This is a genomic window from Lewinellaceae bacterium (genome assembly GCA_020636105.1).
Classification (GTDB): domain Bacteria; phylum Bacteroidota; class Bacteroidia; order Chitinophagales; family Saprospiraceae; genus BCD1.
The window spans coordinates 791545-810655 of sequence record JACJYL010000002.1; the positions used below are offsets into that span (position 1 = coordinate 791545).

The 19111-nt window shown below is 43.4% G+C and carries 15 protein-coding genes; 6 read left to right on the plus strand and 9 right to left on the minus strand.

The genetic code is table 11. From position 1 onward, the window contains the following. The first annotated feature begins 288 nt into the window (after positions 1-288). Positions 289-735 carry a GNAT family N-acetyltransferase gene (locus tag H6571_20330; protein MCB9326098.1) on the plus strand — a complete coding sequence of 149 codons (447 nt, stop codon included), beginning with the start codon at positions 289-291 and terminating at the stop codon, positions 733-735. Between the two features lie 416 nt (positions 736-1151). On the opposite strand, the gene H6571_20335 is transcribed toward H6571_20330, so the two are convergent. The 3 genes from H6571_20335 to H6571_20345 form a co-directional block, all read right to left on the minus strand. Beyond that, positions 1152-2174 carry a hypothetical protein gene (locus tag H6571_20335; protein MCB9326099.1) on the minus strand — a complete coding sequence of 341 codons (1023 nt, stop codon included), beginning with the start codon at positions 2172-2174 and terminating at the stop codon, positions 1152-1154. Positions 2175-2239: 65 nt separating this feature from the next. Continuing rightward, positions 2240-2791, minus strand: a complete 552-nt coding sequence (locus H6571_20340) for a hypothetical protein (protein MCB9326100.1) — start codon at positions 2789-2791, stop codon at positions 2240-2242. Between the two features lie 199 nt (positions 2792-2990). Next, positions 2991-6650 carry an AAA family ATPase gene (locus tag H6571_20345; GenBank protein ID MCB9326101.1) on the minus strand — a complete coding sequence of 1220 codons (3660 nt, stop codon included), beginning with the start codon at positions 6648-6650 and terminating at the stop codon, positions 2991-2993. Positions 6651-6797: 147 nt separating this feature from the next. On the opposite strand from H6571_20345, the gene H6571_20350 reads away from it, so the two are divergent. The 3 genes from H6571_20350 to H6571_20360 are packed head-to-tail and all read left to right on the plus strand — an operon-like array spanning position 6798 to position 9746. Next, on the plus strand, positions 6798-7574 hold the full coding sequence (locus H6571_20350; protein ID MCB9326102.1) for an ADP-ribosylglycohydrolase family protein: 777 nt from the start codon (positions 6798-6800) through the stop codon (positions 7572-7574). A gap of 32 nt (positions 7575-7606) precedes the next feature. Continuing rightward, a complete protein-coding gene (locus H6571_20355) occupies positions 7607-8359 on the plus strand; it encodes an ABC transporter ATP-binding protein (protein MCB9326103.1) in 753 nt (250 codons plus the stop codon). A 46-nt stretch (positions 8360-8405) separates the two neighbouring features. Next, positions 8406-9746: a hypothetical protein gene (locus H6571_20360; protein MCB9326104.1), complete on the plus strand. Its 1341-nt coding sequence runs from the start codon at positions 8406-8408 to the stop codon at positions 9744-9746. 56 nt (positions 9747-9802) lie between these two features. Here the strand turns inward: H6571_20360 and H6571_20365 are convergent, their stop codons facing one another. The 4 genes from H6571_20365 to H6571_20380 all read right to left on the minus strand — a co-directional run bounded on the left by H6571_20365 (position 9803) and on the right by H6571_20380 (position 15148). Next, complete coding sequence (locus H6571_20365) at positions 9803-11227, minus strand: Do family serine endopeptidase (GenBank protein ID MCB9326105.1); 1425 nt, start codon at positions 11225-11227, stop codon at positions 9803-9805. An 82-nt stretch (positions 11228-11309) separates the two neighbouring features. Further along, entirely contained in the window at positions 11310-12866 is a 1557-nt protein-coding gene (locus H6571_20370) for a PglZ domain-containing protein (protein ID MCB9326106.1), read from the minus strand. 439 nt (positions 12867-13305) lie between these two features. Beyond that, positions 13306-14019 carry a hypothetical protein gene (locus H6571_20375; protein ID MCB9326107.1) on the minus strand — a complete coding sequence of 238 codons (714 nt, stop codon included), beginning with the start codon at positions 14017-14019 and terminating at the stop codon, positions 13306-13308. 106 nt (positions 14020-14125) lie between these two features. Next, positions 14126-15148 (minus strand): SGNH/GDSL hydrolase family protein, encoded by a 1023-nt coding sequence (locus H6571_20380; GenBank protein MCB9326108.1) that lies wholly within the window; start codon positions 15146-15148, stop codon positions 14126-14128. Between the two features lie 76 nt (positions 15149-15224). Between H6571_20380 and H6571_20385 the strand changes: the two genes are divergently transcribed. Both H6571_20385 and H6571_20390 read left to right on the plus strand, forming a co-directional pair. Further along, positions 15225-15374, plus strand: a complete 150-nt coding sequence (locus H6571_20385; GenBank protein ID MCB9326109.1) for a hypothetical protein — start codon at positions 15225-15227, stop codon at positions 15372-15374. A 27-nt stretch (positions 15375-15401) separates the two neighbouring features. Next, positions 15402-15956, plus strand: a complete 555-nt coding sequence (locus tag H6571_20390; GenBank protein MCB9326110.1) for a DUF2911 domain-containing protein — start codon at positions 15402-15404, stop codon at positions 15954-15956. A gap of 216 nt (positions 15957-16172) precedes the next feature. Here the strand turns inward: H6571_20390 and H6571_20395 are convergent, their stop codons facing one another. Next, positions 16173-17903, minus strand: a complete 1731-nt coding sequence (locus tag H6571_20395) for an ABC transporter ATP-binding protein (GenBank protein ID MCB9326111.1) — start codon at positions 17901-17903, stop codon at positions 16173-16175. A 16-nt stretch (positions 17904-17919) separates the two neighbouring features. Further along, on the minus strand, positions 17920-19098 hold the full coding sequence (locus H6571_20400; GenBank protein MCB9326112.1) for a ribonuclease D: 1179 nt from the start codon (positions 19096-19098) through the stop codon (positions 17920-17922). Between the last annotated feature and the right edge of the window lie 13 nt (positions 19099-19111).

The window sequence follows — 19111 nt, forward strand, 5'->3', positions numbered from 1 at the left end:
GATCAATAATTCTAAGTTTAGCGTTATCAGCACCTGATTGAGCAACGCATTTAGGAGCGGGATAAAATTAATGACAAAAATAAAAATCGAAGGCAAATCGGGAATTGAAATATTTTTGAAAAAAAACAGGAATTTCGATAGCCCTTAATCCTTTGACCAGGGCATTTATCCGGAGCCTCTTCAAATCCTGGTTTTGCCCTTCAAACCCCGTATTGGGCAACCTCAGAGTTTGTCTTTCCAATTTATTTATTATTTTGGGGGGTCGAATCGTTCAAAACATTACAGACCATGCACACAATACAAATCCGACTAGCTGTCCGCGAAGATCTCCCGGCCATCCATAACCTTGTTCGGCAACTGGCTATTTTTGAAGAAGCCGAGGCAGAATTCACGGCAACTATTGAGCAATACCGGGAAGATTTTGATTCCGCGGTATTCGAAGCTCTTGTTGCAGAAGTAGACGGCGAAATACGGGGAATGGCACTCTATTACCTGACTTATTCCACCTGGAAAGGCAAAATGCTGTACCTCGAGGATTTTGTGGTGGAGGAAGCCTACCGAAGTTTCGGAATAGGTCAGCTGCTTTTTGAGCAAGTGCTTGGACAAGGCCGTGAGAAAGGCTGCAAACTGTTAAAATGGCAGGTGTTGGACTGGAACAAGGACGCCATTCGTTTTTACGAAAAAAATAATGCCATTATAGAGCAAGAGTGGTGGAATGGTAAAATATTCCTGTAATTGGGGTACTTGCTATTGACAATATTTCCATAAAAACAGACATTTGCAAAAAGAATATTTGTAAAAACGGAAATAACTTAATAACTTTACCACAAAGGCCCGTAAATAATTCTCACAATTTAAAAAATCAACTCTGACCAGTAGAGTTGAATTATTTATTTCAGTTTTTATTTCATAAAATAACATTTTCCTCAATACCTAAGTTTGGGGATTTTAAGATATAGTGTTTCATAGTGTGAGGGGTAACCATTTCGGTGGTTGCTCCTTTTTCATTTGGAGTTCAGACCAGGATTAATGAATAAAATATCTTGTTTTAATGCCTTGAAAAACTAAATAAAAAAGCGCCGTTTCGGAATTCCGAAACGGCGCTTTTTTATTTATAAAACTTCCTTCCTAAAAAGGCAAATCAACCTGTTTTAATCAAAGAGATTATCGTAATTGCCTCCTGATTCGTTTGATTTGGTTTCCCTCAGCGCTTTAGGGCTGTCCAGGTCAAGGGTATCTGAAGCTCTGGAGGAAGGATCGCCCATCAGCAGCAGGGTACTTTCCTGTTCCCATTTTTCCAGCATCTGCAGCCCTTCTTCTTCAAAAACACCATTTTGGAGATCTATCGTTTGCATGAAATTGGCGGACATTTCCATGAATTGTTCCATTTCCCCCACTTTATTGGCTACATCATCGGTGATGGCCTCCATGGCAGAATCGAACATTGCACGCTTATCCGGATCACCAGAGATAACGCTCATGGCTGATTTCATGGCAGAATGTGAAGCACGGATGGCTTTACGCTCCTGTTCTTTTAACTGAACCTGGTCTTTGGTATCCTCCACAAGGATTTCAGAATTCTGATGCATTTTGGTAAGAATCCTGTACAGCACTTCCATCTTATTGTGCAGAATGGAATACTTTTCATTGCTTTCTCTGAGCCGGGCAGCCTTCCGGGTAGCGAGTACCACCTGGCTGTCGATTCCCTTGGCTTTGGCTGCGCTGGCCAGTTTCATGTTTTTATCGATTTCCTCGTTATTTTCCTGCATTAGGGTGGTCAGTTTACGCATTTGACCTTTTATTTTCCCGATCTGCTCTCTCATTTTAACGAGATTATCCTGGAGGTCTTCCACATAGGATTTCAAAATACCAATAGGATCGATCTGCACAAAAAGACCGGTTACCGAGCGCATGATACTTTTGTACATATACCAAACCAGATTTCTCATCTTAGGATCCAGGACCATATAGATCACGGCACCTAAAACAACCAGTAACCCGGCGAGGTAAAGCGTATTGGCAAAAAGCCCAACCAAAAATTCCAGGTTGGAAAAAATCAAATATCCTCCCCCCAGGACTAAACCCGAGAGAACAATCAATCCGGTTAGTCCTTCAGGGCGTTTCCAAAAAGACTTATTTTTTCCCGAATTCTCAAATTGAGGTGCTTCTGGCATAATTTATTTTTTTCTTATTAAACAGCATGTAAAAGTATCTAAACTCCCTTAATTCAGGAGAAAAATTAAATATATTTTTCGATATTTTCAATATCCTGGTCGATTGCATTCATCAGGCTCTTGAGCGTCGTCTCAAAATTTTCCCTGGTGCCTTCAATCTTTTCATTAGCCTCCCGGATATCGGCGTCCGCGCTGTCAATCACTTTTTGGGAACTTTCAATCTTTTCCTGAAGTTCGATGATCTTGGCGTTATAAGCTTCAATTTGCTTTTTGAGCCTGGCTGCTTCCGCAATTTTAGCACCTACCCGCTGTTGAATTTGTTTCTCCAGCGCCATGTCAAATTGTTTCTTCTCCGCATCAAGCACCTTTTTATAATGTACAGCGGTTTTTAACAATTTCTCCTTGGTTAATCCTACCGTAGAGGCTGTTGCGAAGGCAGATTTAAAAGCCATTTCTTCCGAAATATCCATATTAGACAGGGTCGAGATCGACTGCTTATATTCTATATAGTCAAAGCCGGGAAGGTTATTTTTTTCCAAAGCGGAGGTCAGGAATTGTACACTTTTTTCGTCTAATCCATGATGATCCCCAAAAATGGAATCGAGTTTTTTCTGCATGCTTTTTATGTATTTGAAGAGTCTCTTTGTTTTCGAAGTCCAAAGTAATGATTTTTACCTAAAACCAAGTCCAATTTTTCGATAATCTTTACTGTTTCATGGAGGAATGCAGGGCAAAAAGCCATATGTGACAAAGCAACCACACACATCCAGTCAATATATGCCCTGTCGGATTTTTGTGGGTTAGGCTCAATTTAGGTTACCGGACGATTTGAATGCGGCTCAGCCCATTCCCGGCTTTTTTTACCTGGATCTGGGTGCCAATACGCTCTTTTAAAGTATTCACATGAGAGATCAACCCGATGGTTTTGCCTGAAGACCGTAAATTTTCGAGGGTGGACAAAGCGAGATCCAGGCTGTTCTCGTCCAGGGAGCCAAATCCTTCATCAATAAAAAGTGACCTAATCTGTGCTTTGTTGCCGGCAAGGTCTGAAAGCCCCAGCGCCAGCGCCAGGCTAACGAGAAAGCTTTCCCCGCCTGATAAAGTGTGCATGGATCTGCGGTTGTCGGCCTGGAAAGTGTCGATAATCTCCAGGTTTAGGTTTTGGTCGTCGGGTTTGTAAATGTAGTAACGATCATTGAGACTCCGCAAGTGGGCATTGGCCAGGCTGACCAGCTTCCTGAGGGTAAGCCCCTGGGCAAATATCCGGAATTTTTTACCGTCAGCCTGCCCGATCAGTTCGTTAAGCCCGGCCCATCGGCTGCAAATTTTCTGCTGTTGTTCTATAGCCTTCAGCAAATCCTTCGACTCCGCTTTGCGGGCATCATGTTCTCTTATTTTTTCGTGGATGGCCCCCAATTCACGTTCCATAGATGAAAAGGCTGATTCTTTCACCGCAGTATCCTGCATCAATGTTTCGACGTTGGAAATCATGGCCAAAGCAGGGGTTAGGGTTTCAAGTTCTTTTGCCAGGTCCAACAAAGTCTGTTGGATGGCGGCCTGCTCTTCGTCCAGGATCTTCTTTTTGTTTTCGATCGCTTCAGCCTCTTTTTCTTCCATCATCTGTTCCCGCAATAAATCAATCGTTTCCAGTCCTTTTTCTGCCAACTGCTGTTCCAGGGCAGTCGTAGCTTTTTGGATCTGGTCGGTAAGAATATTTTGGGATTTTTCTTTTTCCGTTAAAAGATTTTCCCGTGTATCCAGCTCAATGGCATTTTTCCGGGACTCCTCCTGCAGGGCCAGTACCCCGGCTTCAGATTTTTCAATATTCGTTTCCAAAGCACTCCGCTCCAGTACCGGATCCATCTCCCCGAAAAGCTCCTCTCGCTCGATTTGAGCCTCTTTTAACAACCCGGCTGACCTTTCTACCTTATCCCCCAGGGCTTCCAGGTTTTTTTCTGTTGCCTTTAGCCGGGCTTTAATTTCTTTCAGGCTTCCCGCCAGAACCCCTGAACGCTCTGATGTTTGTTTGAATAATAACTGTTTCCCTTCGTATTCTTCTTTCCGTTTTTGGAGTGATCCGAACATCGCGGCGGCACTTTCGGTTTCAAAAATTTCGCCGTATTTCCGGAGCAATTTATTGATATCCGAAGTGGCCTGCGCATAACGGTCGTCCAACAGGTTGAATTGTTCTTCCCCATGGCTTAGGGTTTGCCGTCCGGCCAACAAAGTAGCCTCAACTTTCACGAAAGCTGCCTCAATGGCTGAGACGACTTTTTCATGCTCATTCAGTCCTTTGGCCATTTGTTGAAGGGTGGCCAGCGTTTTCTTTTCTTTTTCCACCGCTGATTTCAATTCCCCTAGTTTCCTGGAAAGCAGGCCCGATCTCGACATGGAAAACAGGTCAGCATCGAGGGTGGTGGCAAACACCGCCATTTTATCCTCAAATCCTTCTATCTTTTGTAGTTGCCGGGCCAGATGTCCGCCGGTTTCTTTCAGTTCGGTGCCTTTTAGCTGCTCTATTTTAGCGGCCAGATCGTTATGCCGGTTGATCAGCTTTTTATGGTGGTCGTAAATGAGTTCACGCTGCTGCCGGACGGTATCGAGTTCAGCTTTGGCTTCATCGACAAAAGGCACGATTTTCTTTTGACGGAAAGGATGTTTTGTTGAAAAACACAATGGACAAGGATCACCTTCTTTCAATCCAGAGCGGTCTTTGTCGTAATTGGCGATCAGTTGTTGCTGTTCGTAAATTTGCTGTTTGAATTCGAATTTTTTATCCATTTCCTCCAGCACCTCCGAAGAGGTCATCAGTTGTTTGGACACATCGAATTCTTCATGCTGAAGATTTTCGATCTGCTCTTCCCAATTGGACAATTCTTTGAGCAATTGCTCGTATTGCTCATTGATCTGATAAAGTTGGCGGAGGTCATTTTCCAGGTTTTGAAGCGAATCGATCTCTTTCCGGTGTTGTTCAATGAGCTCCTCCCTGTTTTTGGCGATCTTTTGAGGGGTGGCAGCCTCAAAAGCCGCCTTCATTTGTTCAAAAGCCGTAGTTTCTTTTTCCTTTTGGCGTGCCAGGGTTTCCAGCTCTCCTGTTATTTTCTCCAGCGATTTTCGATGCGTGTCATTTGACAATTCCACTTTTTTCTTTTCCAGGAAAATTTTTCTGAGTTCTTCCCTGTGCAATTCTATTTTCACCAGATCCGTGGCAAGGGCTTCATTGACAGCATTGGCCTCAAGCCATTTTTCAAGTTGGTTAATTTCTTCTGCTAACCGCTGTTGCTCTGCTTCCTCCTTTTCAATCCGGATATTAAGTTCATTGACCTCGGCCTGTTTTTCGGCCAGCTCTTTGCCCTGCTGCTCAAAAGTCTCCAATTTGCTGAGAATGACCAGATCCAGCTTGACCACCTGGTCAAATAACGGCTTCCGCGTGGCATATTCCTGTTTTAATTCTTTTAGTTCATTTTGCTTGTCCAATAATGATTCCCCTATCCTTTTTTTCTCTTCTCTCAAGGCAGGGAGTTCTTCCTTTAGCTGTTGAATGGCGGTAAGATTTTCCCGTTGCTGCTCAATTTGCTGATCCAGTCTGGATAAAGGAGCCTGAAGGGTACGTATTTTAAAAAATTGCGCCAGCCTTTCAAAATCCGTGGCATGAGCTGCTCTTTTGGATTTCAAAACCTCCAGGGCATGGGTGCGCTCCTCTTTTTTACCCTCAAGATCAAGGAACTGTTGTTGTTGCTGCTGTTGTTTTCTCAAAACATCGAGATCTTTTTTCAGCCCCGCGGATATTTCCTTTTTTTCTTTTAATTCAGCTTTCAATTGCCGGAGTTGGTCAGGCGTGATTATTTTCAGCCCCTCCAGCTGGAGGTGAAGTTTTTCCAGTTGTTCATTTTCAAGTTTATTTCGTTCAAAAGCGGCTTTTGACAATCTGGTATAAATTTCCCTCCCCGTGATCCGTTCCAGCAGATCACTGCGTTCTTTTTCTCCTGCTTTGAGAAAAGCGGCAAAATCTCCCTGCGACAATAAAACAGAGCGGCAAAAGCGGTCGTAATCCAGCCCGGAGGCTTCTTCCACCCCTTCATCCACTTCCCTTACTTTATCAGTGATGAATTTAAAAACATTTTCCTTGGGATCGAATTTTGCCAGGAACCGTTTGGACTGTAATTTTCCATCTTCCTTTTTATGGGCCCGCCACATTTTCCAGCTAGCCCGGTAAATACCGTTTTGGCTCTCAAACTCAACTTCTGCAAGGGATTCTGTCTCTCCGTAAGTCATCACCTCGGTAACATCCTTATTGCGGTGGATTCTCCCATAAAGTGCTAAGGTCAATGCATCCAGGATGGTGGTTTTTCCTGAGCCTGTGTCGCCGGTGATGGCAAATAATCCTGAATCTGCAAGGGGTGCAGCCGTAAAATCAATCTTTTGCTTTATACGCAGCGAATTGAGATTTTGCAGGGTAAGGTTGAGTATTTTCATCAAAACAAATATAATGCCTATTTTTATACTTTAACTTATTACAGGGGAGGAGTGTTCAAAGTTTCGGGTATAAAATCCAAGGTAAATATTTAACCCTAGTGATAAATGCCTATTTTCGTCCCTTCAAAATGATAAAACAAATCAATCATGATAGGAGCCATTGCAGGTGACGTTGTAGGATCCATCAGAGAATGGCAAAATGTAAAAACTACGGATTTTGTCCTCTTTGAAGAAAATTGCAGGTTTACGGATGATACGGTGTTGACCATTGCCGTTGCGGATTGTATTCTCAACAAAAAAGATTATGCCGAAACCATCAAAGAATATGGCAACCGATATCCTCATGCGGGGTATGGAGGGTCTTTCAGGAAGTGGCTCTCGGGAGAGATTGTGGGCCCCTACAACAGTTGGGGCAACGGGTCGGCTATGCGGGTCAGTCCTGTAGGGTTTGCCTATGATAATCTAGGGGATGTACTGATGGAAGCCGAGCGCAGTGCAGCCGTCACCCATAATCATCCTGAAGGCATCAAGGGGGCACAGGCTATTGCCTGCGCTGTTTTCCTGGCCAGAACAGGCAGGACGAAAAAAGAGATCCGGAATTTTATTACCAATGAGTTCAGTTATAATTTATACCGTACCATCGATGAAATTCGTCCTGGTTATGAATTTGATGTGAGTTGCCAGGGGTCGGTACCTGAAGCCATCATTGCCTTTCTGGAATCAGAGGATGTGGAGGATGCCATCAGGAAAGCCGTATCGCTTGGAGGCGACAGCGATACCATTGCCTGTATGGCCGGTGGCATTGCGCAGGCATATTACACCAAAATTCCTGAAAGCATAGTGCAGGAAACACGCAACAGGCTGCCTGAAGATTTACTTGCGGTGGTGAATGCTTTTGAAAAGGCATATATCCCAATCGTTTAATTCAAGCTCGTTAAAAAATTAAAGGAACCCAAATGCAGATAAACTTTCTAAACATTGGCAAGGCTTTCGATAAAAAAGTAGTCCTCAAAAATATCAACCTGGAGCTGAATCCCGGGAACACCTATTGTATCCTTGGAAAAAACGGAGCAGGAAAGACTACTTTAATGAACCTGTTATTACAGCTCAGTTCGCCTAGTGAGGGACACCTGCTTTATGATGGAGCCATTCAAAATGAACTGACCAAAAACCTGAAAAGACGAATCGGGGCGATGAGTGAAGACAATCCGTTGATCGAGGAATTGACGGCCATGCAGTATTTTAAGCTTCATGGAAAATTATATGGCATTGCCCGTTCAGACCTGAAACTTAGAGTAAAGGACCTGAGTACTTATTTTTTTGACGACCCTGAGGATCTGAACAAACGGTTGTCGGCCTTTTCCACTGGAATGAAAAAGAAGGTCGGGCTGATGGCCTCGGTTTTACATACGCCTGATCTGCTGGTACTGGACGAGCCTTTTTCGGGCCTGGACCCTGTCGCCGCTAAAATGACCATTGATTTTATCAGGACTTACCAAAATGGACATCGCACCATTTTCCTGTCTTCTCATGACCTGGCTTATGTGGCTAAAGTAGTTTCACACCTTGCCGTGCTCGATAATAGTGAGATTGTTTTTGCAGGGAGCCTGGAAACCTTCACCAACGAAGGTAAAAACGAGATCGACAGTGCCTTGCTAGAAGTTTTGAAACCGGACACGAGAAACCTGGATGGGATTGGTTGGTTTTGATACTGAGATAGTAAGAAAATTTGACATGACCATTAATACCTGAACGATGCTTCTTTTACATAATTTCTGGCTTAGATTAAGCTCCCTGTTCAACCCTAAAAAGCAATTGGGAAGATTCCTTGGTTTAGTCTTTGGGGTGATCTTCTCTGTATTATACGGGCTCTTGTTCGGCTATTTATTCTCAAGTGACGAATGGGAAGAAGTTGATCTTTCTTCCAAAGAAAATTTTTTGATCGGGTTTGCCGGCTTCCTCTTCTTCACGACCATTTTGAAAGGTTTTTACCCGTCTTACCAGCAACTGGGCACCTGGGTCAGGCCTTTTTTCCCATTGTCCAAAATACAAAGGTATAATCTCAAACTAAGTGCTGACTTCGCTTCGGTATTCTTCATTCCCACCATAACCTTTATTCTTTCATTTTGCTTCATGGCGAATGATGCCCTAGGCTGGCCGTATATTCTGAAATTTATCATAATTTTGATCATCGCCAATATCATCAGGAGGATGATCCAGGCATTGATCGAATTCAGGATGAACCGAAACGGTATGTTTTGGGCAGGGTTGATTTCAGCCATTACAGGAATGATTTCCCTGCAGGTTTTTCATCCCATTTACGGGCCATCTCCTGTATGGTCGGATATTATTACGATGTTATTAATTTACGGATGTGGCATTATCATGGAAGAGTTCCTTCCATTTGAAAGAAAACAAGCGGTTCAGCCGCAGAAAAAAAATAGCGGGATCATCACCAGTTTACTTTTTCAGAATAAAAAAATTCGTTCCTCTCTTATCGTTGGCGCCATGTTTAAGATGGGCATCCTGGGGGTGGATACCTATTTGTTTAATAAATCAGGGGATCACCTTTTTAATTCAGATTTTTTACTCTGGCTGTTTGCCTCCCCTGTTTTGATTTTCAATTACGTTTTCAACAACACCTGGGGATACAACAGGGCTCTTTGGCTAACACTGGACAAGTCGCCTGAGCCGGGCCGGGAATTACAATTTTTTTATTTGCGATTGATAGGGCTGCCCCTTTTTTTAGACTTTGTACTATCTGCGGTCTATTTTGCCTTTCGATCGGAATGGCTCGTCATTGGGCTGGTCTCCTGGGTAACCCTGGCCATCATTTGTCTCGTTTTCGGATTTTATTGGTCCATGGTAAAACCCAAACTCATCCTCAAAACGATTTCTACAAAGGGAAACACCTATATCTGGAGTAATCTACTGAGCATGCTCTTTGTAATGTTGTTATATGGAATGTTATTTACCAAATGGTTGTATTGGCTGGTACCAGTTTACCTGGTGGTATCGGGACTCGTTTTTTATTATGCCAAAAAAGAGTACCCGGAACTTAGAAAGGAAATTTTCCAGGAATTGTTTAAGGAATAGAAGACCAGGAATACATGGAAATAACTCCATGATACATATGCCCTTGTTTCCTTTTATTAATCCATTGAAAAGGCGTAATAATACTCCCCGGGATAATTTTCATACACGCCTTCAAGCATGACTTTCCCGGAGGCTGATTCGAGTATCTTCAGGAGTTTATCCGTGTTTTGAACTTTTTTGCTATTCACCTTGGTAATGATAAAATCCGGGTCCATGTTGGTTCTCATGATCTTGCTGCCCCGGTAAATACTGACTACCTTGACCCCTTCCACTTTAAGGCTCTGTTTTTCGTCCTTGGTCAGATTGCGCACCTCAAAGCCGATATCCTTCAATAATTTACTTTCCGAAGCGGAAACGAGCCCGGTATCATTGGTTTTGCTTTTGAGCATCACCTTTGCCATTTTTATTTTTCCTTCGCGGATGAATTCAACAGAGATACTGTTTCCGGGTCGGTAGCGGCCGACCTGTTCCTGCATTTCGGGCATGGTTTTGGTTTTTACTCCATTGATCCCAATAATAACATCGCCGGATTTCAGCCCAGCGTCATCGGCACCGCTGTTGTTGCTAACACGCTCCACCAAAACACCTTCCACCGCGGGTAACCCGAGCTCATCTGCCATTTGATTATCCACGGGAGCGATAAAAACGCCCAAAATTCCCCGTTGTACCACCCCATAATCCCGGATGTCGCGAATTACTTTTCTGACCAGGTTGGCAGGCACTGCAAAAGAGTACCCTTCATACCTGCCAGAATGGGTGATGATGGCCGTATTGATCCCGATCAATTCCCCGTTGGTATTGACGAGGGCTCCCCCGCTGTTGCCGGGATTCACCGCCGCATCCGTCTGGATAAAAGATTCTATCCTGTCTTGTCCTTCTAAAATATCGATACTTCTTCCCTTGGCACTTACGATCCCGGCGGTAACCGTGGACTCCAGGTTAAACGGATTACCAATGGCAATCACCCACTCCCCCACCTGCAAAGAATCTGAATTTCCAAAAGGCAGAAAGGGGAGTTTTTTCCCATCAATATGCAAAAGAGCGAGATCGGTAGAGGCATCAACACCAATGACTTCAGCCTCGAACTTACGGTTATCATTGAGAGTTACCTCAATTTCTGAACTCCCTTCCACCACGTGGCTGTTGGTGACGATATAACCGTCCTTGGAAATGATGACCCCGGAACCTGTAGAAGTACTGACCACACCTTTGTGCCAAAAATCTCCCGCTTCGCTCATCGTCTGAATGTTGACCACCGCGGGCGTTACCGCCCGGGCCGCAGAGGTGAAATCAGTCGGGGCCGAAGACAAAAAAGTCCTGGGCTGAATTTCATTCAGTGGATCCTCTGCCAGGCTGGCGTATTTTGCCGAAGCACCCTCATGGATGATCACCTCGCGAGGTTCTTCAAATTGGCGATACAAAAAAACAGCCAGTAACGAGCTCAAGAGCGAACTTAGAATTATTGGAAGTAATTTTTTCATAAATATTGAGTTGCCGGTTACTCATTGCCCTGGATAGGGTATTCTTATCATGAACGCCTTTCCTGTGGCCATTAAAGTATTTTTATTTTGCGACCATCCTGACGACGGGGCAAATAATTTCCTCAAGGGAAATCCCTCCGTGCTGGAAAGTGTTCTTGTAATAATTATGATAATGGTTATAATTATTGGGATAGAGGAAAAAATTATCCTCTTTGGCAAAAATGAATCTGGAACTGACGTTGGGACGCGGGAGTCCTGCTTTTTGAGGATCCGTAACTTCCAGCACATCCTTTTTATCGTAATTCAAATTCCGCCCCACTTTATACCTGAGGTTGGTGGTGGTCTCGCGATCCCCAACCACCTTGGAAGCATTGTTCACCCGGATCGTTCCGTGATCGGTGGTGATAATAAGACGAACCCCGCGCTCAGCGGCTTTTTGAAGGGCGGTCCACAAGGGTGAATTCAAAAACCAGGACCGCGTGAGAGACCGATAGGCTTTTTCATCCCCCGCCAGTTCTTTGAGCACTTCCATTTCCGTCCTCGCATGCGATAACATATCAATGAAGTTGTAAACGATAACCGTCAGGTCATTATGAAGGTAATTGAGAATATTGTCACTCAATTGCCTTGCCTTGTGTACACTGGTAACCTTCAGGTAATCAAACTTGATCTCCTTCCTGACAATTCTGCCTATCTGCTTTGCAAGCAACTGATCCTCAAAGTTGTTTTTCCCTCCTTCCTCATTATCATTGAACCATAAATCCGGATAATGTTTCTCAATGTCTGCCGGCATCAATCCGGCAAATATGGCATTCCGGCTATATTGGGTGGTGGTGGGCAGAATACTGTAATAAAAATCTTCTTCCTCCTGCCGATACAATTCCGAAATGATCGGCTTGAGAATACGCCACTGATCAAAACGAAGATTGTCGAGCAGTAACATAATCGTAGGCCGTTCTTCATCGACATGCGGAAAAATCTTTTCTCTCATCAGGGTATCCGATCTTATAGGGCCGGTGTGATCCCGCAACCAATCGAGGTAATTATTGGAAATAAACCTTGAAAAGGCATTATTGGCTTCTGCTTTTTGCATCCCCAGAATTTCAGCCATACCCACAGAATTCGATTGATCGATCTTAAGCTCCCAGTTTACAATCTTTTTATAAACGTCCACCCATTCTTCCGCATTGGGGTTATTATGGATATCCATAGAGATCTGGCGAAATTCCTGCTGGTAATCCGAAGAAGTCTTTTCCCTGACGAGACTCTTTGAGTCGATGATTTTTTTTAGGGTAAGTAATATCTGGTTCGGATTGACGGGTTTGATCAGGTAGTCGGTGATCTGACCACCAATGGCTTCTTCCATGATATGTTCCGCTTCGTTTTTGGTGATCATAACAATGGGTAAGCTGGGACGTTTTTCCTTTAATTTTGCCAGGGTTTCCAATCCGGAAATACCGGGCATACTTTCATCCAGGAACACTACATCAATATCCGGATGTTCATCGCACTCCTCCAGGGCATCATGCCCGTTGGTTACGGTGATGACATCATATCCTTTTTTATCCAGAAACATCAATTGAGGCTTAAGTAAATCGATCTCATCATCTGCCCACAAAATTTTAATTCTATCCTCCATGTAAATTATTAGGTTTTAATATTTCAAAACAAAGTTCTCGGGTTAAAGGTTGGCATTGGATAAACTATCCAGGATTCGGGGAAGAAAATTAAACCTGGACTGAAAAGAAAACGATCTGCCGATTCAGGTCACCGGTATCCTTCGCCGTTTTTTCAGGCCCAAAAGAACATTACAAAATCTCAATAGGAATTTTTAACCCCGAAAGATAATCCATAAACATTCTCTTAAATAATTTTTCGGGGTCAAATATTGTTTTCATGGCTGTCTAAAAACGGAAAACAGGTAAATAAATTCCGACAGGGGGAATTCCAGGAAGCTGTGGTGTGGCAAAATAAAAATGGCCCGCAACATACTTGAGCTGCAGGCCATTTATTTTTCCGGCACAAACCGGGTAAAATGATTCCGTTAACGAGAAGGAATATCCTAATAAAAGACCATGTTATTTCTTCTCATTCATTTTTTCAAACTGCTCGGCGGTCAACACTGCCTTCAATGAAGTCGTGTATGTTTCTTTCAAAGCATTTTTTGAAGCCTTCAATGCCGATCTGTCTTCTGTATTTTTCATTAATTGGTCCAACTGAGTGTAGTAATCAAGATTGATTTTTTGCACCTGAGGCACCTGCTCACGGGTTAATCCAAGTTCATCAACCAAACTATCTGTTTTTTTCTGGGCCTTTTGCTCGGTAGTGAAAGGTTCGCCATGTAATTCCCTTCTTTCCGGTGCAGTTCCTTTTTCCTTAGCTCTTTTTTCTGTGTCACGCTGTTCTTTTGCAGCACTCATGCTTTCCCTTTTTTTATCCTTAGCTTCCTGGTACTTTGCCAACTGCTCTTTAGTCATAACATCCTTCAATGCCTGCTCCTGATCCATCCTGATTTTGGATATTTTTTGATTGCGGTCCTTAGTGTCAGTTATTTTTTTGGCCTCCGCTTCTTTGTTACCGTATTTTATGTAAATACTTTTCACTTTCGCCACCTGCTTCTCGTTCAATTCAATTTTTTTGGCAAGATTATCCGTCTGTCTTTGAGCTTTTTGCTCAACATTAACCTCAGGAGCCATCAATTGCTCTTTGGTTTCAGTCTTTTGTGCCATCAAGGCCGGAGTACACAATGTGAGGATCAATACAAGTCCCAAAAGGGATTTAAATACTTTCATGGTTATAATATTTTTGTTATTAATTTAATGCTCTAAACGAAAAATTTGACGTTTGAGTTTGCAAAAGTAACTTATTTTAAAAATCAATGTTGAAATTAAGAAATGTTTAACTTGCCTTTTCAATCATATCCACGAGTTTTTTGGAAATAAAGTCGGTTCCGCTTTCTGAAGGATGGTCATCCTGTTTAATAAAAAAAGGATCATAAGCTTCTTTCGGCAATAACCGGATTTCTTTTTCCAGGTCCTGATAAGTACAATGATGCTCTTTAAAAAAAACTTCCAGATCATATTTTTTCAGCCTTTCATTCCCTATTTGTTCCCTTCGCGGGAAGCGCACTGTGATAAGGGAACGTCCTGAAGCTTTTTCCGATTCGATCATTTCCTGTAAAATGGCTTTTGACAAAGGAAGCGCTTTTTGAAATACTCCAACTTTATATAAACGATTGACTATCTGACTATTAAAGCAAAAAAAACTTTCCAGGTCATTCAATTGGCCATCTTCAGGATCTCTTAGTATCAATTCCCCCTTTTCCAGGGAATAGGCATTTTTTACTCCGGCGCCCCAATAAAAAGCCTCTACCAGTCGTGAAATATCATCGTCGATGTAAAATAAAAGGACAATATCCGGTTGAATCTGTTGCACATATTTGGAATAGGCCTGAAACATCTGATCCAGCCCCCATCCGGGAATCGACAAATTAAAGACCTCAAAATCGGCTCCAAGCTGTTGCTGAATTTTGGCCGAAATGGTTTGGTCATTCTCAAGAAAAATTCCAAAAAGGAACGAATCGCCTAACAGCAGGACGCGCTTTGCCCGGGGAAACGTGTCCATGGGGATGGTGAATTCCGGGCTACGGAAACCGTCCGAATTGATGGCATACGCCACATTGAAAAAATCAGGCTGATAAAATTTAAGATAGTCCTTTTGCCGGCACACCCAACCTAGTGTAGTATCTTTTTGCACCCAGTTGGTATCGAGCTTTTGCCAGGCCTTTTCATAAAAATCGGCCGCACAGGTGCGTTCATAATAGGCATAATCGGGTTCACTAATTCTAAACCCGACTTCGGCAAGGAAAAGCAGCCCCAGTAATATCGCTAAATTATAAATGATTAGTTTTGTAAATTGCATGAGATTCATTGCACCCTCAAGGGCATATTGACATAGTGAAAACAAAATTACATTAATAATCCAAAAAGCAAAATCAATGGAATTCATAAGAGATTTATGGCTTTTCATGAGGGAACGGAAAAAATTCTGGCTGGCTCCCATAATCATCGTATTACTCCTGCTCGGCATCATTATCGTATTCGGAGGAGGAACAGCCCTGAGTCCTTTTATTTATTCCCTTTTTTAATTAAGCTTGCACACCAACTTTAAACACATGATGATGAAAACGTTTGTTTTTATTTTTTTTGGCGTATTCCTGTTTGTTATGATAGGCATTATCGGTTATAACTTCTCCACGACACGAACCCACAGTCCACTGGAAGAAATTACCTTTAATTATGGAGATTTGGACATTAAGGTCACCTATTGCCGGCCATACAAAAAAGGAAGACTGATCTTTGGAGAAGAAAGGGATGATGCACTGGTTCCTTACGGCAAATACTGGAGGCTTGGAGCAAATGATGCCACAGAAATCACGTTTAGCCTGCCCGTTTATTTTGCCGGAACCCCTTTAAATGCTGGCAGCTACAGGATGTATGCCGTACCCGGTTCTGAAAGTTGGGAAATATCCCTCAACAGTGAACTGGGAAAGTTTGGCGCCTACCCGCCGGATTACAATTTTGATGTGTTGAAAGTGCACGTGCTTGTGCAAAAATCTGATTCAATGACCGAACAATTTACCATTGATTTCTCAAACGATTCTGTAAGGGTGAACATGACATTTGGCTGGGATCATACATGGGTGAATGTTCCGATTAGGCCGCAATAAAAATAAAAAATAAAACTCGCTCATCTTACCCTATTGTCCTGCCGCAGGAACAATCACTCCGTCAACGCCGAGATCAAGAATGCTTTTTGAGAAATCTTTGAAAAAAAAGTGGTCAACCTATATCAGTGAATGACAGTAGAAGTAAAAAGGGTGCTCGTCACGACATCCTGTCGGCTACGGAAAAAGTGCAGGACTCCCGTCCTGCAGATGGAATGACTACTCCGGGACCGCCGCGATCAATGCCCGCGTATATTGCTCCTTTGGATTAGCATAAATTTCATCTGATGGACCTGACTCAACGATTTGTCCGCTTTGCATAACCAGCATACGGTCGCTCATAAATTTGACAACGGAAAGATCGTGAGAAATGAAAATATAAGTAAGTCCCAGTTTTTCCTGGAGGTCCTTCAGTAGGTTCAGTACCTGAGCCTGGACGGACACGTCCAGGGCCGAGACCGGTTCATCGCAAATGATGAATTCGGGTTTCACGGCCAGGGCCCGGGCAATGCAAATACGCTGCCGCTGCCCTCCGGATAACTCATGAGGATAACGAGAGAAATGGAAAGACTCCATGCCCACCATTTCAAGGAGGTTCATTACTTTTTCCTTCATCACCTTTTCAGCCGTTTTCTCCTGGTGCAGCTTTAATACTTCCATGATGGCACTGCCCACCATTTTCCGTGGATTTAAAGAAGCGTAATGATCCTGAAAGATGATCTGAACGCCCTTGCGGTAGGTTTGCATTTCCCTCGAGGACAACCCGAAAACGTCCTTGCCTCCATAGTAGGCTCCTCCGGTTACCTCCGTATCGATGAGTCGTAAAATGGCGCGACTCAAGGTCGTCTTCCCACATCCGGATTCTCCCACCAGGCCCAAAGTCTCTCCGGGATACACCTCGAAGGAAACGTTTTTTACGGCTTCAACGGTTTCATGATTTTTCCTGAACAACCGTTTTTGCCCTCCGAAAGAAACGCCTAGATTTTCTACCTTTAGCAAAGGTTCTTTTTGGGACAGGTTCGAAAGCCTTGTTTTCATTTCATTCTCAGAAAGAATATTGTTTTTCAACCCATCTTCCGTAACGTCCCCGTTGAGAAAATCAGCAACGGTCGGCAGTCGTCTCAACCGCCGGCCCAATGGAGGGCGGCAGGCCAGTAATCCTTTAGTATAGGGATGCTGAGGGTTTTTGAATACCGCCTCCACCGCTCCCTGCTCAACGATAAGGCCATTTTGCATCACCACCACATCATCGGCGATCTGGCGGATCACGCCCAGGTCATGAGAAATAAAAATAATGGTAATGCCCAGCGACTCCTGCAGTTCTTTCATCAGGTTTAGAATGGATTGTTGCACCGTAACATCAAGGGCCGTGGTCGGTTCGTCAGCGATCAGTATCTGAGGGTCACAAGACAAGGCCATGGCGATCATCACCCGCTGTTTTTGCCCTCCCGACAATTGATGAGGGTAGGCATCAAAAATCCGTTCCGGTGTAGGTAATTTGACCCGTTCAAACCATCCGAGGACTTCCTGCCGGGCACTTTTTTTATCGATTCCTTTGTGTAAAAGGATCATTTCAGTGATCTGTTCTCCGCATCTCATCACGGGATTCAGGGAACTCATGGGTTCCTGGAAGATTATAGCGATCTCTTTCCCGCGTATCTTCCTGAAATCCTTCGCCGCACTTTTTACCAAATCCACTAACTGACCATCCGCCATCCTGTAATGAATCGTTCCGCCAACGATTTGGGTATTCGATGGATCCACGAGGCCCATGATAGAAAGTCCGGTCACCGTTTTACCTGACCCCGACTCCCCCACTATACCTAAGGTTTGCCCTGTCTTTACGTCAAAAGATATCCCGTCCACTGCTCTTACAACACCCCCATCTGATTCAAAATACGTTTTGAAATCAGTGAGCTGGAGTATGGTTTGCGGATCATTTTTTGTCATAATATCAACGTCAAAATCAGGATTCCATAATTAAAATGTTCCCTCCTTCCACTTTCATTTCCAATTCGTGGGGATGAAGCAACCAGTGAACCAGTTCTTCTCCCAACAGTTCTATTTTCCATTGACAAAGACTGAGGGATTCCCGGGTGGCGACATCGGATTTCATCTTTTTCAAGGCACTTTTTGCCAAAACCAGGACAGGAGAAACGTCGGCATCCAGGCATTTTTGACGAACCAGCAGGTGCAGCAATTCGATCATTATCTCTTCCTGGGGAAAAAGCTGTTCTTCCTTGCCAAACATTTTCAAAACGGCTATTTCTTCCTTAGTAGCAGGATCTGAATAAAATTTGCTGAATATTTGTCCGTACTTTTGAACCAGCTTATCAGGCAAATGCCGGTTGTTTTTTAATCCCTCATAACCTGAAGTTACAGAACGAACGATCTGTCCGATATTTTTACTCGGCAAAACCATTTCTTTAGAATGATCCCTGCGCTCGGCCGTTTCAGCCCTCCACATTATCAATCGCATCAGGAACAACTTACCATTTCGATCCAGAGAATTCATCAGGTTGCTTTTGAGTACCTCTGCGTATAAGTCTTTTTCGTAAAAAGCCGGATCTTCCCATCGCAAAAATTCTTCTTTTGCCCAATGCAACCGATTGATATTGTTTAATTTACCATTCAAAGACTGCCATAAATCGTACAGCGGCAATACGTCCAGGATGGCATATTCCAACTGCTTAGGCCCTAGAGGTCTTCCTTCCCAATCTGTGACAGCATATCCTTTTTTTAGACGTCGTCCCGTTTCGCCTTCCACTAATTTACCATACGACAACGGGTATTGATATCCCAAAAATCCTGCAGCAATTTGAGTGTCGAAAATATTCTGCGGAATGGTCCCGTACAGGGAATTCATCAGACGATAGTCATTGTCTCCTGCATGGGTAATTTTTAAAATAGCCGGATCTTCCAGCATCAGGTGGAAGGGATGTAAATCTTCCACTTTCAAGGGGTCAATGATGTAATTGCCGTGAGAAGTAGCCACCTGCAACAGGCACAACCTGGTAAAAAAACGCTTTTCTCCTACGAATTCGGTATCAAAACTAAGCCATGTTACCTCTTTATTTTTTTCATAAAAATCATAGAGTGCCCCATCCTTTTCAATAAGAAGGAAGTCTTTTTCGTTATGCTTCATAGGGGGTGATAAG

What these genes read in the sequence shown, in the direction of transcription:
- H6571_20330 (MCB9326098.1), top strand. Translation starts at nt 289, where the DNA reads ATGCACACAATACAAATCCGACTAGCTGTCCGCGAAGATCTCCCGGCC.
- H6571_20335 (MCB9326099.1), bottom strand. Translation starts at nt 2,174, where the DNA reads ATGCCAGAAGCACCTCAATTTGAGAATTCGGGAAAAAATAAGTCTTTT.
- H6571_20340 (MCB9326100.1), bottom strand. Translation starts at nt 2,791, where the DNA reads ATGCAGAAAAAACTCGATTCCATTTTTGGGGATCATCATGGATTAGAC.
- H6571_20345 (MCB9326101.1), bottom strand. Translation starts at nt 6,650, where the DNA reads ATGAAAATACTCAACCTTACCCTGCAAAATCTCAATTCGCTGCGTATA.
- H6571_20350 (MCB9326102.1), top strand. Translation starts at nt 6,798, where the DNA reads ATGATAGGAGCCATTGCAGGTGACGTTGTAGGATCCATCAGAGAATGG.
- H6571_20355 (MCB9326103.1), top strand. Translation starts at nt 7,607, where the DNA reads ATGCAGATAAACTTTCTAAACATTGGCAAGGCTTTCGATAAAAAAGTA.
- H6571_20360 (MCB9326104.1), top strand. Translation starts at nt 8,406, where the DNA reads ATGCTTCTTTTACATAATTTCTGGCTTAGATTAAGCTCCCTGTTCAAC.
- H6571_20365 (MCB9326105.1), bottom strand. Translation starts at nt 11,227, where the DNA reads ATGAAAAAATTACTTCCAATAATTCTAAGTTCGCTCTTGAGCTCGTTA.
- H6571_20370 (MCB9326106.1), bottom strand. Translation starts at nt 12,866, where the DNA reads ATGGAGGATAGAATTAAAATTTTGTGGGCAGATGATGAGATCGATTTA.
- H6571_20375 (MCB9326107.1), bottom strand. Translation starts at nt 14,019, where the DNA reads ATGAAAGTATTTAAATCCCTTTTGGGACTTGTATTGATCCTCACATTG.
- H6571_20380 (MCB9326108.1), bottom strand. Translation starts at nt 15,148, where the DNA reads ATGCAATTTACAAAACTAATCATTTATAATTTAGCGATATTACTGGGG.
- H6571_20385 (MCB9326109.1), top strand. Translation starts at nt 15,225, where the DNA reads ATGGAATTCATAAGAGATTTATGGCTTTTCATGAGGGAACGGAAAAAA.
- H6571_20390 (MCB9326110.1), top strand. Translation starts at nt 15,402, where the DNA reads ATGATGATGAAAACGTTTGTTTTTATTTTTTTTGGCGTATTCCTGTTT.
- H6571_20395 (MCB9326111.1), bottom strand. Translation starts at nt 17,903, where the DNA reads ATGACAAAAAATGATCCGCAAACCATACTCCAGCTCACTGATTTCAAA.
- H6571_20400 (MCB9326112.1), bottom strand. Translation starts at nt 19,098, where the DNA reads ATGAAGCATAACGAAAAAGACTTCCTTCTTATTGAAAAGGATGGGGCA.